The 15,141-nt window shown below is 69.3% G+C and carries 12 protein-coding genes; 4 read left to right on the top strand and 8 right to left on the bottom strand.

Annotated features, from left to right (window positions below):
* Positions 1 to 27 precede the first annotated feature (27 nt).
* A complete protein-coding gene (locus AJAP_RS15535; RefSeq protein WP_038512144.1) occupies positions 28 to 2,976 on the top strand; it encodes an AfsR/SARP family transcriptional regulator in 2,949 nt (982 codons plus the stop codon).
* Between the two features lie 112 nt (positions 2,977 to 3,088).
* On the opposite strand, the gene AJAP_RS45230 is transcribed toward AJAP_RS15535, so the two are convergent.
* The 3 genes from AJAP_RS45230 to AJAP_RS15520 form a co-directional block, all read right to left on the bottom strand.
* The gene (locus AJAP_RS45230; protein ID WP_038512141.1) at positions 3,089 to 4,507 is read right to left on the bottom strand and encodes a WXG100 family type VII secretion target; all 1,419 of its coding nucleotides are present in this window, start codon (positions 4,505 to 4,507) and stop codon (positions 3,089 to 3,091) included.
* Positions 4,504 to 4,842 carry a type VII secretion target gene (locus AJAP_RS15525; protein ID WP_038512139.1) on the bottom strand — a complete coding sequence of 113 codons (339 nt, stop codon included), beginning with the start codon at positions 4,840 to 4,842 and terminating at the stop codon, positions 4,504 to 4,506. Before AJAP_RS15525 ends, AJAP_RS45230 begins: the two co-directional genes overlap by 4 nt.
* Positions 4,843 to 4,941: 99 nt before the next feature.
* Positions 4,942 to 5,805, bottom strand: a complete 864-nt coding sequence (locus AJAP_RS15520; RefSeq protein WP_038512136.1) for an alpha/beta fold hydrolase — start codon at positions 5,803 to 5,805, stop codon at positions 4,942 to 4,944.
* 98 nt (positions 5,806 to 5,903) lie between these two features.
* Here AJAP_RS15520 and AJAP_RS15515 point away from each other — a divergent pair, with 98 nt between their 5' ends.
* Positions 5,904 to 6,305, top strand: a complete 402-nt coding sequence (locus AJAP_RS15515) for a winged helix-turn-helix transcriptional regulator (RefSeq protein WP_038512134.1) — start codon at positions 5,904 to 5,906, stop codon at positions 6,303 to 6,305.
* Here the strand turns inward: AJAP_RS15515 and AJAP_RS15510 are convergent.
* Both AJAP_RS15510 and AJAP_RS15505 read right to left on the bottom strand, forming a co-directional pair.
* Entirely contained in the window at positions 6,287 to 6,712 is a 426-nt protein-coding gene (locus tag AJAP_RS15510) for a hypothetical protein (protein WP_228694951.1), read from the bottom strand. The genes AJAP_RS15515 and AJAP_RS15510 overlap by 19 nt on opposite strands.
* On the bottom strand, positions 6,709 to 7,932 hold the full coding sequence (locus AJAP_RS15505; RefSeq protein ID WP_038512131.1) for a hypothetical protein: 1,224 nt from the start codon (positions 7,930 to 7,932) through the stop codon (positions 6,709 to 6,711). The genes AJAP_RS15510 and AJAP_RS15505 overlap by 4 nt, the downstream gene beginning before the upstream one ends.
* 209 nt (positions 7,933 to 8,141) lie before the next feature.
* Here AJAP_RS15505 and AJAP_RS15500 point away from each other — a divergent pair, with 209 nt between their 5' ends.
* Complete coding sequence (locus tag AJAP_RS15500; RefSeq protein WP_051972457.1) at positions 8,142 to 8,777, top strand: DUF1345 domain-containing protein; 636 nt, start codon at positions 8,142 to 8,144, stop codon at positions 8,775 to 8,777.
* 9 nt (positions 8,778 to 8,786) lie between these two features.
* Here the strand turns inward: AJAP_RS15500 and AJAP_RS15495 are convergent, their stop codons facing one another.
* The gene (locus AJAP_RS15495) at positions 8,787 to 10,385 is read right to left on the bottom strand and encodes a helix-turn-helix domain-containing protein (RefSeq protein WP_051972456.1); all 1,599 of its coding nucleotides are present in this window, start codon (positions 10,383 to 10,385) and stop codon (positions 8,787 to 8,789) included.
* Between the two features lie 226 nt (positions 10,386 to 10,611).
* Here AJAP_RS15495 and AJAP_RS15490 point away from each other — a divergent pair, with 226 nt between their 5' ends.
* Positions 10,612 to 11,841 (top strand): phospholipase D-like domain-containing protein, encoded by a 1,230-nt coding sequence (locus AJAP_RS15490; RefSeq protein ID WP_038512128.1) that lies wholly within the window; start codon positions 10,612 to 10,614, stop codon positions 11,839 to 11,841.
* Between the two features lie 101 nt (positions 11,842 to 11,942).
* On the opposite strand, the gene AJAP_RS15485 is transcribed toward AJAP_RS15490, so the two are convergent.
* On the bottom strand, positions 11,943 to 14,366 hold the full coding sequence (locus AJAP_RS15485; RefSeq protein WP_038512125.1) for a glucan 1,4-alpha-glucosidase: 2,424 nt from the start codon (positions 14,364 to 14,366) through the stop codon (positions 11,943 to 11,945).
* 106 nt (positions 14,367 to 14,472) lie between these two features.
* On the bottom strand, positions 14,473 to 15,063 hold the full coding sequence (locus tag AJAP_RS15480; RefSeq protein WP_038512122.1) for a TetR/AcrR family transcriptional regulator: 591 nt from the start codon (positions 15,061 to 15,063) through the stop codon (positions 14,473 to 14,475).
* Positions 15,064 to 15,141 lie beyond the last annotated feature (78 nt).

The raw sequence follows: 15,141 nt of genomic DNA, 5'->3' as shown, positions 1-15,141 counted from the left end.
CGGGCGGGAGGATTGTGAGGGGATCACGTGGATTTCCGGTTACTGGGGCCGGTCCGGCTGCAGGTGCGCGGGCAGAACGTCGCCATCGGCGAGCCGCGCAGGCAGGCCGTGCTCGCCGTGCTGTTGCTCGAAGCGGGCCGAACCGTCGGCGTCGATCTGCTGATAGACCGGGTCTGGGGAGAGTCACCGCCCGGACAGGTGCGCCGTTCCCTGCAGGCGCACATCACGCGGATCCGGCGCGCGCTGGAACAGGCCGATCCCGGTGGCGCGCGGGTGGCCAGGGATCCCGGTGGCTACCGCCTCGTCGCCCGGCCCGAACAGGTCGACGTCTTCCGGTTCCGGCGCCTGCTCCGCGAGCACCCGACCGACGTCAGCAGGCTGAGCGCGGCACTCGAACTCTGGGAGGGCGAACCACTGGCCGGGCTGCGCGGCGATTGGGCCGAACGCACCCGCCGCACGCTCCGTCAGGAGTACACGGCGGCGATCGTCGCGTGGGCCGACGCCAAGATCCGTGACGGCGACGCGGCGGCGACGCTCACCCGCCTGACCGAACTCACCGACGAGAATCCGTTGCAGGAGCCCGCCGCGGCGGCGTTGATGCGGGCGCTGTACGCCGTGGGCCGCGGCGCCGACGCGCTCACCCACTACGAACGGATTCTTCGCGCACTGCGTGAAGAACTGGGCGCGGATCCCGGGCCGGAACTCGCCGCCGTGCACGAGGCCGTACTCCGTCATGACCTGCCGACGGCGAGCGCGGCGCCTGCTCCCGTGCCCGCCCAGCTGCCCGCCGACGTCGCGTCGTTCACCGGCCGGGCCGACGTGCTGGCCGAGCTGGACCGGTTCCTCGCCGACGGCACCGGCGAAGAACCGGTCCTCGTCTGCCTCACCGGTACGGCCGGGGCGGGCAAGACCGCGACCGCCGTGCACTGGGGCCACCGGGTGCGGGACCGCTTTCCCGACGGACAGCTGTACCTGGATCTGTGCGGCTACGCCCCCGGCGAGCCGATGCCCTCGTCCGACGCGCTGGCCGCCCTCCTGTCCGCGCTGCTGCCCGAAGGCACGCGGATGCCGCCGGGGCAGGCGGAACGCGCCGCCCGGTTCCGCACCGAGGTGGCGAGCAGGCGGATGCTCGTCCTGCTGGACAACGCGGCGACGCTCGAACAGATCCGGCCGCTGCTCCCCGGCACGCACACCTGCGCCGTGGTGGTCACCAGCCGCGACTCACTCGCCGGGCTGGTCGCGCTCCACGGCGCCCACCGGGTCGACGTCGACCGGTTGTCCGAGGCCGACGCGGCCGACCTGCTCCGGCGGCTGATCGGCACCCGGGTCGACACCGAACCCGAGGCCACCGCCGAACTGGCCGAACGATGTGTCCGGCTGCCGCTCACCCTGCGCCTGGCGGCCGAACTCGCCGTGTCCCGGCCCGCCACCCCGCTGTCCCGGCTGGTCGGCGAACTGCGGGCCGCCCAGCAGACGTTGAAGCTGCTCAGTTCCGGCGGTGATCAGCGGGCCGCGGTGCGGGCGGTGTTCTCGTGGTCGCTGCGACAGCTCAGCGAAGACACGATCCGCGCCTTCGCCCTCCTCGGCAGGCATCCGGCGCCTGTGTTCGACTCGTACGCCCTGGCCGCGTTGACCGGCCACTCCTTCGACGAGGCCCGGGCCGTGCTGGACGCCCTCGTCCGCGCGCATCTGGTCCACCCCACCGGTGACGACCGCTATGGGATGCACGACCTGCTGAAGGCGTACGCCGCGGAGATCGAGAGCGACGAGCCCGCGGCGCTGGACCGGGTCTACGGCTACTACCTCGCCACCATCGCGGCGGCGATGGATCGCCTCTACCCCGCCGAAGCGAACCGACGGCCCTCGGTCGCCTCGCCGGAGTGCGCGATGCCCGCGCTCGACGACGCCGACAGCGCCCGGGACTGGCTGGACGCCGAACTGCCGACCGTCCAGGCGCTGGCCACGGCCGGGAGACCCGAACACGCCGTGACACTGTCCGCGCTGCTGTTCCGCTACCTCGACGGACATCACGAGACGGCGGCGCTGGCCGTCCACGGGCACGCCATCAAGGCCGCCCGCGCCATCGGTGACCGCGCCGCCGAAGCGGACGCGCTGGTCGCCGCCGGCGGCCTCCACATGCAAGCGGGCAGAGCCGTGTCGGCCGCCGCGGACATGTGGGCGGCGTACGCCTTGTTCGGCGAGGCCGGGAATCCGCTCGGCCAGGCACGCGCACTGGGAAACGTCGGAATGATCGAGGAAAGCGCCGGATACTACCGGCAGGCCGCCGATTACTACACCCGCGCGCTGGCCCTGTTCCACCGTCTCGGCGACCTGACCGGTCAGGCTCATCAGCTCACCCGGCTGGGCACCGTCGAAGCCCGGATCGACCGCCGGGAAGAGGGATACGAGCACCTTCGGCAGGCGATGGCCCTGCATCAGGAGGCGGGCCACCGTTTCGGCGAGGCCTGGGTGAAGATCGGCCTGGGGGAACTCGCCGCGAACGAAGGCGGGCTCGCCGATTCCTGCCGCCTGCACGCCGAAGCCGCGGCCTTGTTCGGCAGGCTCGGCCATCGGGGCAGCGAGGCGTGGGCCATCGACGGGCTCGGACGGGCCGAAGCGCTGGACGGCCGTCCGGTCGACGCGGCCGCCCACCACCGTCAGGCGCTCGACCTGTTCCGGCGGCACGGTGGCCGCGACGGCGAATCCTGGGCACTCAACGGACTCGGCGAAGCCTGCCTGGCCTGCGGCTACCCGGACACGGCCGGTGCGAACCACGCCGAGGCCCTGGACGTGGCGACGCGGTACGGCTGCCACGAGCAGGTCGCGCGCGCCCACCGGGGGCTCGCACGGGTCGCCTCGGATCCGGAAACCGTCCGCGACCACTACGAACGCGCGATCGCCCGCTACGCCGAGCTGGGCCTTCCCGCCGCGGAGTGCACCAGGACGGAACTCGCGGAGCTTTCCTTGTCCTGTTGAAGGGTGGGCACGAAGTCAAACGTGCCGCCTTCGTGGGCTAAAGGGTCCCTTCGCCGCATCTGATGCGACGAAGGGAGCCTTCAGCCCGGTCGAAACCGCTCCCGGCCGACGATCAGGGGACTTCGTAGAACTTGTCGTAGTGGCCCGGCGCGTAATAGAACTTGCCCTTGTCGTCCATGACGATGCGATCCGGCTTCGGCCGCTGGTTCTCCGGCAACGGTTTCCCGTTGAAGTCGGTGTACTGGTCGGCGTCCCGGATAGGTTTGTTGTCGTACCGCGGCGTCGGGTGGACGTCGAATTCGTAGTACTTGCCGTCGTACGGTTTCGTCGGCTTCCCGTCCGGGCCGAACGGCTGATCGGCGTGGTTCTTGCCGTCGCTCGTCTTGCCGTTGTGCGGCAACCGGCCCTCGTTCCCGAGCTTGCCGCCCGCCTGGCCGTGGTTCCCGTAGATCCTGCCGCCCCAGGTCGAACCGGGACCGGGGGTCGGCTTGTTCCCCAAGCCCAGCGAGTTGAGCTTGTTGTCGTCCACGCCGTTGTGCCAGGCGCCGAACTGGCCGCTGTCCTTGTGGTCGCGGATCCACTGTTTCATCTTGATCGCCGCGTCCTTCTGCGCCTGGGTCAGCTCGTCGAACTTCCCGAGGTTCGGGGAAAGCCCGGGCGGCTGCTCGGGTTGCGGTTTGGAATTCTTCCCCTTGCCACCGCCCCCGCCGCGCGTTCCGCTGTACTCGCCGCCGCCCGGTTTCGGGCCGCGGGGTTTCCCCGCCGGGCCGGTCTTGCCCGTGTCGATCTTGCGGAGCGCCTTCTCCGCCTCGGCGAAGATGTTCTTCGCCTTCTTCATCAACGGCGCGAGCGCGCTCATCGCCTTGACCAGTTTGGTGACGACGGTGGCGATCTTCGAGGCGGTCTTCGCGATGGCGGCGGTGACCTGGGGCAGCACCCAGGTCATGCCGAGGCCGAGCGTCGCCAGCACCTGCAGAGCCCAGCTGATCAGCCTGCCGATCAGTTCGGCGATGGTGTCGCGGACCAGGGTGCGGACCGCGGTGACCACCTCCCCGCCGATCTTGGTGCCGGACGCCGCGCCGCCTGCGGCCTGCTGGCAGGCGCCGATCAGCGCCGCGACGTCCGCTCCCCGCGTGCGATAGGCGTCGCCCGCGGCACCGGCCCAGTTCGCGGTTTCGGCGACGACCATCGCGTCCAGGTCGGCACTGATCGAGCCGAGTTCGACGGCCACGTTCTGCCAGGTTTCGGCGTGCGCGGCGATCTCGTCCGGTGCTCCGGCGAGGGCATCGAGCGCCTCCTTCAGCGGTCCGACGTGCTCCATCAGCCAGCCGACCCCGGCGGCGAGGATGGTGCCGAACGGATCGAGGGCGGCGGACACCGCGTCCATGGCGGTGCCGACCGCGCCGACGGCGACGGACGCCCAGTCACCGCTTTCGATGGACGCCTTGAGCTCGGTCGCGGATTCGAGCAAGGGAACGCCGGACACCGCGGTGGTGGAATCCTTCGGTGTGGCCACGAGCGGGTTGGTCATCGCTGCGCCTTCTCCTTCGGCGTCGCCGGGATCGCTGCCTCGTACTGCTTGAACATCTCGACACCGGCGGTGTCCTGCTCGGTGTAGGACCGTTCGGCCGTGCGCAGGTTCGCGGCGGTCGCCTTCACGCCGTCGATCGCGGCCTTGATCGAGTCGATCGTCTTCTCCTCCGCCGGATTGATGAACGGCGGGACGAACGCGCAGATCAGACCGTAGGCCTCGTCCGACATGGCCGCGGTGTTCGCCGCCGACAGCACGGTGCCCAACCGCTCGGCGATCCCGTCGACAGTGGCCGCGTGCTTGCCGATTTCGGCCGGTACGACCTGAAAACTCATCTGCCATCCCTTCGAGGGGCCGGAGCGTCAACGCGGACACGATGCCAGCCGCCCGCCGCCCGTGTCCGCGCTCTGTGCGGACAGACAACGTTCCTTGCCCTAAAGGGCACGATCCACTGTGGACACACGTTGTCCGTCGGCGAGGAACGGCGTCAGCAGGCGGAGCAATTCGCCAGGCTTGTCCAGCGGGATGATGTGGCCGCAGTCCGGCAGCAGATGGGCGGTGAGGTCGTCGGTGACGGGACGCAGTTGCCGTTCCAGCGCACGGCCGACGGGATGCGCGCCGATCGCCATCGTGGGCACGGCGAGACGGCGCGTCGCGACCGCCTCACCGATCTGGCGCGCGCTGACCGGCATGGCGCGATAGTGGGAAAAGGCGCAGCGCAGGGCTTCCCCACCGGTGTAGGCGTCGACGAAGGCGTCGCGGATCTCCGGCGCCACACCACGCCCGAGGGTGCCCGAGGCGAGAAACCAGTCGATGTACTCCGCCTCGTGTCCGATAAGGACGGTTTCGCCCAGCCCGGGAACGGCGTGGAAGCCGAACCACCACGGCGGGCCACCGGCGAGGAAGTCCTCGGCGCCGGGCAGCGAGCCCAGCAGCGACTCCATCAGGACGAGCCGCCGCACCAGCTCCGGCCGCCGCAGGGCGAGCAGGAAGGCGACCGGCGTGCCGGCGTCGATGGCGACCACCGCCGCGCTGGGTTCGCCGAGCGCGTCGAGAAGGCTCTCGACGTCCGAGGCCAGCGTGCTCGCGTCGTAGCCTTCGGCGGCTCGGGTGCTGTCGCCGAACCCGCGCAGATCCGGGGCGATGACCCGGTGGTGCTCGGAGAGCGGGCCGATGATCTCGCTCCAGAGCCGCCAGGTGTGCGGGAAGCCGTGCAGCAGGAGAACCGCGGGCCCGCTGCCCGCGACGGCCACGTTGACCCGGATGCCGTTGACGGTGATCCGCCGTGATGAGGGCACGTCGCCTCCGTTGTGGTTACCATTGGTTACCAGAAAACCGTAGGTAACTTCAGCGATGCCGCCAAGACGGCACTTTCGACACAGGTGGTGAGCTCCAGGTGACCCCACGGCGCGGTGATCTCTTCGACCCCGAATGCCCCACTCGCCGTCTGCTGGACCGCATCGGGACGAAATGGACGTCGATGGCGGTCAAGGTCCTCGCGGAGGCGGCTCCGCACGAGGTGCGGTTCGCCGAGCTGCGGCGCCGGATCCCCGGGGTGTCCCAGAAGATGCTGTCGGTGACCTTGCACAGCCTGGTCCGCGACGGCCTCGTCGTCCGCCGGGTGGAGCCCACCGTGCCGCCCCGGGTGCACTACGGGCTGACCGACCTCGGTTTGTCACTGGACGTCCCGCTGGCGGCGCTCCGGGACTGGGCCGAAGAGCACATGTCACGGATCGACGAGGCGAACGCGGTCAGCGACGCCGCGGGCGACACCTCGGCTCAGAGCGGCTCCAGGTAGGAACGGCCGGACCAGTCGTCGTCCTCATCGTCGTCGCGAGTCCGCCGGGGAGGGGCGGGCGTGCCTTGCGCCGGCGCGGCCAGCTCTTCCAGCTCGGCGACTTCGTCGTCGACGTCCAAAGTGGCCAGTTCGCCGATCTGTCGTTCGAGGGAGGACCCGGCTTCGGCGGCGAGACGTCGCCGTTCCTCGGCGGGCAACGCGTCGACGAGCTTCCACCAGCCCTGCGCGTCCTGGACGAATTCGTCCAGGAGCGGACCGTGGGCCAGCAGTTCGTGCGGCCGTCGTCGCCCGGTGAGCACCTCGCCGGCGAAATCCCCGGCGGCGCCGCCGGTCGCCGCCAGCAACCGCAGCACCGTCTGCCGCGCCCGCTCCCCCTGCTCGGAATCGAACGGACCGTGTCCCGTCACAACAACACCCGCTTGCCCTTGGCGGGACATTCGGCGTCCCGGTGCTCGTAGTCCTCCGGCCACTGCGGCGGTTCACCCATCGCGATGGTGGCTTCCAGCAGTTCGTCGAGGGTCTTCTGCCCCGCGAACGAATGCGCCAGCCCGAGCGCGGCGCTGATCAGCGTCTGGATGGCACCGACGACCTCGTCGAAGGACAGGATCAGGTGGATGATGTCCCGTATCTCGCGGTCCTCCACGATTTTCGCGATCTTGCCGCCACGACCGATCTCGTCCAGCACCTCGCTGATCACGTCCACCACCCGGAGCCCTCTTTCCAGCCCGAGTTTCCTGCCCTTGGTGAGGATCATCAGCACGATGTCGATCGTCGAGCTGTAGCCGTGCCGGATCTCCTGCATCAGGTGGTACGCGAGCTTCGCCAGCGCCTGGATCGCGCGGCACGCGCCGCGGAAGTACTGCGCGAGCTGAAGCACACAGGCCCGGTAGGCGGCCAGCCAGTTCTTCGCCCGATCGGCGGCCTCCCCCGCCCACACCTCCTGGATCCCGAACCGGCCCTGGTCGATGTTCGCCGCGATGTTCTCCAGTCCCGTCGCGGCGTCGTTGTAGAGCACCGCCTGCTCCTGCAGCACGGTCCAATCGCCGACGAGCAGGTCCGCGATCATGGTGATGAAGTCCTTGTCGGACCCGGTGAGGATCTTGATCACCTCGGCGACGTCGCCCAGCGACCCGCCGAGATCGAGCAGTTCCTGGCGCTCCTGCTCGGCCTTCACCGGCCACCAGGCCGGGTCGGTGACCGCCTCCGGATCGGGTCCGCCGTAGCCCACCGGGACGGCGTCGCGGAACGACGCCGCCCCCACCGGGTCACGCACCTCGTCCGCCGGGACCCGCGCGGCGTCCGGCTCCGGGTTGAGCCGGTCCAGCAACTCCGCCGCCCGCGCGTCCACCACGCCGTACCAATGCGCCACGCAGCGCAGTTCGTGGCCGCCGCTCGCGGCGAGATCGGCCGCGAACCTCGACTGGCTCAATGCCGTGCGCTGCCATAGGTCCAGTTTCGGCCAGGCCGCGGCGAGGAAACCCTCACCGCGTTCGGTGTCGAACCCCGCCCCGGCGCCGAGCAGCCGGTCGAACCACTGGCGATAGCTGTCGGCACCCGCGCCCGCCCGCAGGACCAGATCGCCGAGCGCGCGCACCGCGGCCGTCTCGACCGAGAACCCCTGCCCCATTCGTCCCCCTCGTACCCCGGAAGCATCCCCTTCGACACCTCTGAAGTTTGACAGATTGCCACGAAATGTCACATCACTGGAATGGAGTACCACCGACGCGCTGCGGAACGGGCCCTGGTGCGACACTGGCCCCTCGACGCGGGCGAAGGGAGACGGCACTGTCTCGGGAAACGGCTCGGATCTGGTTGCCCGAGCGGCGCCGAAGCGGCTTGAGCCTCGCGTTCGCGCTGCTCGTCGCCGCGCTGGCGATCGCGTTCGGCGACGACGTGCTTTCACTCGCCTCGGTGGACGGCGGCGTCCTGGTTCTTCTCGCCTACCTCGTCGGCTATCTCGTCGTGACGGTGGCCGCGTTCGGCGCGGCGACCTCGGAGCAGATCCAGGACTGGGCGTGCCGGGAGAGCCGCGGCACGTTCGTGCAGCGCTACGTCTTCGGGACGGCGCCAGGGCCGGGAGTGTCGATCTTCATCGCCGCGGCCGCGCTCGCGGTGGCGGTCGTGTGGATGCCCGGTCTGGGCGGCGAGAGCCTGCCCGCGGGCATGCGTGTGGGAGTGGCGGTGGCCCTGGTCGTCGTCGCGTGGATCTGTGTCCTCGTGTCCTTCGCTATCGCCTACCACGCGGACAACGTGGTCGAAGAGGGCAAGGCGATGCGGTTCCCCGACGACGGAATCGCCGAGTGGTCCGACTACATCTACTTCGCGGTGTCCGTGATGACGACGTTCGGCACGACCGACGTGGACGTCGTCTCCCGCGAGATGCGCAGGACGGTGACGACGCACGCGATCATCGCCTTCGTGTTCAACACCGTCACCGTGGCGGCGGTCGTATCCGCCTTGAACAGCGGCTGAAATCCGGGCTCAGCCGAGCCGGAGCAGGATCGGGCTGCCGGTGACGGTGACATCGGCACCGGGCTCGACCGGTGTCCCGGTCCCGTCGAGCCCTTCGACCGACGTGGTGCCCGGCGCCGACGGGATCCGTTCGGAACGGTCGATGGTCCACCAGATCAGGAAGTTCCGGCCGCCCTGGTCGAAGCGGCATTGCCAAAGATGGTCGGGCAGCCCGGCTTCGCGCCCTTGCCCGCAGGAATGGATTCGGCTGCCCTTCAACCACTCGTTCAGGCGTTCCACGTGTCGCGCCGCCTTCGTGTGCGGACCGCCGACGGGTTGCAGCACGATCGGGATCTTCGCGCTGCCCCAGTTGTAGAAGTACATCCGGCGGTATTGCGCGTACAGCCCGGAGAGGAAGAACCGGGCCGCGTGCTGCGCTCCCCGATCGGCGTCCACGGGTTGCTGCCTGTTCACGTCGTAGGCCGAACCGGTGCTCCACAGCCGGACGCCGGCGCCGGCCTCCTGCAGTGCCTTCTCGATCTCCCGAGCCAACGGCAGCATCGTCTCCGGCGGGTCGGAGTCGTTGCGGGGAGCCAGTTTCACCGCGGCGGCGGCGCAATGGTCGTAGCCGCCGAGCCGGGCGAACTGTCGCAGCTTCTCGAACGCCGAAGGATCCCAGAGCTCGCCCATGGACGGGCACACCACGGTGGCGGCCGGGTCGGCGGACTTGATCGCCCGGCTCGCCAGCCGCGTCATCTCCACCAATTCGGCCATCGAGCCGGAGAAGAAATCCTGATGATTGGCCAGATCCCACAGCTCGTAGGCGTCGATCCGGCCCCGGTACTGCTCGGCGACGGCGCGTACGAACCGTTCCCAGTCCGCGAGGTCGTCGGGCGGGCCGGTGCGGGAGTCGTCGGTGTAGACGGACTTCGGGCTGTTCGGGCTCGCCCAGGACGGGGTGCCGCCGAAGGTCAGCGTCACCGGGAGCCCGGCCCCTCGAGCGCCGGTCACGAGCCGTTCGAGCGTCTTCCAGTCGTAACTGCCGCGCGCGGGCTCCAGGTTCTGCCACCGGGTGCGGGTGTTCCACAACCGGACCGACCCGACGCCGAACGACGGCATCTGCCCGGTGTTGGAGTTCGCCGTCACCCCGACGAACTCCGGCTCGATCGCGCGGGGCGCGTTCGTCCACATCGACGCCTGGACGGCGGGGGTCGTGTCGAGCACCGGCCGGTCCGGCGGATACGCCATGGCACCTCCGGCGAGCAGGACGACCCCGAGGACCGCGGCCAGCGCGACCTTGGTGAGCGGCCGCCTCCGCTCGGGCACGACCACCTCGGCGTCCGGGATGTCGGTGTCCGGGCCGGGGGTGTCCCGGACCGTGGCGTCGCCCAGGTCCGCGCGCTCCCACGCCCGGTACAGCTTCGCGAGTTCCTCCCGGCTCGCGCCGCAGGTCGTCGCGATCGCCTCGATCGGCGCGAACGTCGCGGGAACGTTCCGGCCCGTGCAGTAGCGATGCACGGTCGACCGGCTCGAATGCACCTTGCGTCCGAGCTGTTCGTAGCTCAGCCCGCTCCGCTGTTTGTGCTCGGTGAGAAGTGCCGCCAACCTGGCAGCCGCCTCGCTCACCATCCCGCTGAGCCCCCTCCGCTCCACGTGCCAGACCGGTTCTCAGTGTCCCATCGCCGGCCTTTCGCCGCGCGAATTCGGAAGATCACGTCTCCCGCCCCGGCGTCGCCGCAGGTCAGCGGCCAGGTTCCATCCCAGCCTCCCATTCCGCACGGTTTCGCTTGCCACGATGCGCCGCGGCGGAGAGCGTGGACCCGGCAGCAGATCCGGCCATGGGGAGGAATCGGAAATGGAACCGCACAGGACGACGGCGTCCGGAGGGAAGTCGCGACTGCGGCTGGGCGCACTGGCGGGCGCGCTGCTGATGGCGGTGGCGACCGGAGTTCCGGCCGCCGCCGCGTCCGCGCCGTCGAAGCTCACCACCCGGGCGACCTTCAACACCCCGGGCGGCGACCAGATCGTCGAACACCTCGAAAAGCTGATCCGGGGCGCGCCGGAGAACTCGACGATCAGGACCGCGCAATACCTTCTGCGGGACGCGCCGATCACGGACGCGCTCGGGGACGCCGCGGAACGCGGGGTGCACGTCCAGGTCCTGGTCAACGGGAAGGCGACGGACCATCCGAACTACAAGGAGATGAAGAACCGGCTCGAAAAGACCGGCGACAAGAACTCGTGGGCGAAGCACTGCAAGAGCGGCCGAGGCTGCAACGGCGGCAACGCGATGCACAACAAGTTCTTCCTGTTCGACCGGACGCTGGACGCGGCCGCGGTGGTCGCGACCGGCTCGGCCAACTTCAGCGAGAACACGACGGGCGGCAAGGGCGGCTGGAACAGCTACTACACCGACGTCGGCAACGCCGGTCTGTTCGCCAGGTACAACGACTATTTCGCCGACTTGCGCAGGGTCGCGGACGGGGCCACGGCGAACCCCGACTACTACGAAGCCAACCCGCCCGTCGTCACCGGTGACACCAAGAGCTACTTCTATCCGAGGCTCAAGGACGCGGGCAACGACACCGTCGAGAACTCCTTGAAGGAGGTCGGCTGCTCGAAGGAGAAGAGCAAGATCCGCATCGGGGTCTGGTCACTCACCCGGATGAAGATCATCGAACGGCTGCGCATCCTGGCCGCCCAGGGTTGCTCGGTGGACATCGTCGCCTTGCGGATGACCGAGGGCTCGTGCGAGGCGCTGATGAAGGGGAAGCCGGATCGAGTGCGCCTTCGCGGGTTCAAAGCCGGGAACGAGGCCGGTATCCACGAGAAGAACATGATGATCGAGGGCGACTACCTGAAGCCGGGCACCAAGGTCGTCTTCACCGGAAGCCAGAACTTCAACAACCCGTCGTTGCACGAGAACGACGAGAACGTCGTCCGGGTGTTGAACAACAAGGCGATCTACCAGAGCTTCGTGACGAACTTCGAGCAGGTGGCCGACGCCACCGACCAGGAGATCAAGTCGTCAGGGGACTGCGTGAAGATGGTGCCGCCCAACGATCCCGCCCCGACCGAGGGGTGACGACCGCGCTGGCGCCGCTCTTGCTCGCTGAAGTACATGAAGGCCCCCTTCCTTGCGCTAGACGCGGTGAAGGGGGCCTTCATGTACTTGGCAACGCGACGTCAGGAGCGCCAGGTGTCGTTCAGCGCCAGCGTGCAGCCACTCGAAGCGCTACCGACGCGATTGGCACCAGATTCCCAGGTGACGACGCCACCCTCCTTGCGAATGTACTTGTACTGGAACGCCGCCCCCTTCGGCAGCGCGACCTTCCCCGTCCACAAAGGATAGTTCGCTGACGAAAGCGGCACGGCCTTCGCCGGGTTCCACGCACCGAGTTCGGCACGGTCGCCGACGACGAAGATGTTCTGGCCCCATGAGGTCGTGGCGTTCACCGTGAACTGCGCCGAAACGCCGGAGCACGACGCGCTGTACCGCTGCTTCACCACGGACGGCGTCTCGACCGGGGCACCGGCGTCGATCGAGTGCGCCAGCCGGACGAACTGCGCCATCGACCACGCCAGCGGTGTCGCCGCACCGGTGCCTTCGCCGAAGGTGAAGCCCGCGGCGCTCGGCCGGTCCCAAACCTGTTCCGGGATCAGGAAACCGGCGTTCGCCGAGGCCGCCATGGTGGCCAGATGCGTCGTCGCCGAGCGGCCGTTGGCCAGTTCGTATTCGCCGCGTTCACCGGTGAGCAGCGGCCACAGCCGTCCGACGCCCGCGCCGGTGTAGGGACCTCCGGACGCCGTCTCGCCGTAGCCGTCGTGGTTGTACCGGTACCACATCGGGCCGTTCGGGGTGTCGACCTTCAGCGTGGAGTCCACTTCGGACAGTGAAGCGGCGACGTCGGGATCGGCCGCCGGTTTCACGCCGAGGCGGACGAGGTCCAGGAAGCCCGCGTCGATGATGGCGCGCTCGTCGTGGTTCCCGCCGCCGTTCTGCAGGAAGACGTTCTGGCCGTCGTTGGGATTGCCGTTTCCGTCGATCCGGTGGAAGTACCGGCCGTCACCGAGCGGGCCGGAAGTGGTGAACGTCCATGCACTGACCTGCGTCTGCCACTGGTCGGCGAGCTGGCGATAACGCGCGGCGCTCGTGGTGTCCCCGTTGCGTTCGGCGATGTCGGCGGCGCAGATCAGGCCGGCGATCTCCGCGGCGATGGTGGACGGCGAGTAGCCGCCGTTCTCCTCCCAGCGTTCCTGCGGCGTGGAGGGGCCGCGTGCGACGAGGAAGTCCGCGGACTTCTTCACCTTCGCCCACATCCCCGCGTCGAACCGGCCCAGCTGCCACGCGAGCACGATCGGGAAGGCGACCTCGTCCATCTGCAGGCTGGTCCAGCAGTTGGTGCCGTCGAGCCGGGTGTTCTGCGGGAAGGAGCCGTCCGCGCGCTGCTGCACGGTGAACAGGTAGTCGACCGACCGGTTGGCCGCCGCCGAGTCGCCCGCCGCGATCTGCGCGGTCGAGACCTGGTAGAGGTCACGAGACCAGACGGCGTGGTACCCGCAATCCCCCGTGCCGTTCGCGTCCTTCGCCTCACCCCACGGATTGGTGAGCGACGCGACGTTCGCTCCCGGATAGGTCTTGTCCTCGTGGGCTTTGAGGGTCATCAGCGCGACGTTGTACTGCGTGGTCAGCCCGGCGCCCGAGATCGACCGGGGTACCGCGGCCAGCGAGGAGAGATAGCCGTTCCAGCCGGACCGGTACGCGGTGTCCGCCGCCGCGAAGCCGCCCGCGAGCGAGGCCGACGCGTTCGCCGACGCGGCACCCCGATCGCTTCCGAAACCGACCGCGAGCGTGAAGGTCGTGTCGGTCCCCACGGGAATCTGCCCCAGCTGCACGAGGTTCCCCGGCGTCGAGGCCGAGTCGTATTGCGCGCCGAGAACGTGGTCACCGCTCAGGTCGACATAGCCGTCGCTCGCGGTCCCGCTGTAGCCGCTGGTCGCCTTGACGAAACCGGTGGAGGCGGCCAACGCGCTGGACACCGGCCCGTCCGAAGCGACCAGCTGCCCGCCGGAACTGGCGCCCGTGTCCCCCATGCCGCTGTTGTTCAGGGACGGGTTGTACAGCGCGTACAACTGCAGCGGACCGCCGCTGAGTACCTCGAACCTGGTCTGGATCAGCACGGTGGACCGGGCCGGGTCGGCGGTGTGGGTCTTGGTGATGCGATACCGGCCGTTGGTGGCGGTGTTGATCTGCCGGTAGCTCAGCGAACGCGGATCGGTGAGCACGAGCTGTTTGGTGGTGTGATCGCGTTCCAGCTGGGTGAACCCGGCGCCGTCCGACACCACGTACTGCAGGTCCTGGACGTTGGCGGTGTCCACGGTCGGGTAATAGATCTCGTGGTTGATGCCCTGGCCGAGGGTGAACCACACCTTCGACGCGGCCCCGGCGGCGGTACCGAAACCTTCCTTGCCCCCGGTCGTCCAGGCCGCCCCGGTACCCGGCGCCCCTGGTGCGTCCGCCAAGGGCGCGGCGCTCGCCGGCGTGGCGGCCAGGAGTGCCGGCACGGTCAACAGCGCGACCATCGCGCGACGCCGCTTCGGTGACTTCATGAGGGTCCTTCCCACAGGCTTCATCGACGGCAGGATTTGTTGTTAGCGGCAACTTATTACCTGAACCGCCGCGCCCGGCAGGGCCGATCGGAGTAACCCGGACCAGTTACGCCGGTGGTCCGGTGAATCGGCTGGGATCACTGGGCGGACCATCGAGAATCAGGTCGGCGGCGCGAGCGAGGACCTGAACACGGGTCTGTCCCGGGTGGTCAGCGGCGAGAAAGTGGTTGCCGATGGCCGCGCAGAACGCGAGCAGCGCCCGGGCTTCGACCTCGTCGGGATCGTCGCAGAACGTCGCGATCCCGTCGCGGGCCAGTTGCATCCGCCGGTTGTCCACGCGCCGCAGACGTTCGGCCACGGCTTCGTCACGACGAGCCCAGTCACGCACGGCCAGGTCGATGGGCAGCAGCCGGCCACCGGAGAAGGTGAGCCGACCGGCCAGCCGGACCTTGTCCCGCGCGTCGCACCCCTCCTGCTCGACACGAGCGAGGACCTCGTCGACGCTTTCGTACTCCCAGGCGTCCAGCATCGCCTCCAGCAGCGCCGCGCGGTCGGCGAAGTAGCCGTAGAACCCGCCCTTGGTCACGCCGAGCGCCTTGGCGAGCGCCTCGACGCGCACCGCGTCCACCCCGCCTTCCGCCAGTGCCCGCAGACCTTCTTCGACCCACTTCTCCCGCGGTGTGCGCAATGCGCCCATGCCGTGGCCCACCTCACCCTCTCCACTGGTTGTACGCCACCGTATAACCGGTCTAGCCTGACGTTATACGCAACCGTA

The sequence above is a fragment of the Amycolatopsis japonica genome (assembly GCF_000732925.1).
GTDB classification, from domain to species: domain Bacteria; phylum Actinomycetota; class Actinomycetes; order Mycobacteriales; family Pseudonocardiaceae; genus Amycolatopsis; species Amycolatopsis japonica.
The sequence above is the reverse complement of the archived record's forward strand: the minus strand, read 5'-3'. Positions and strand labels throughout refer to the sequence as shown.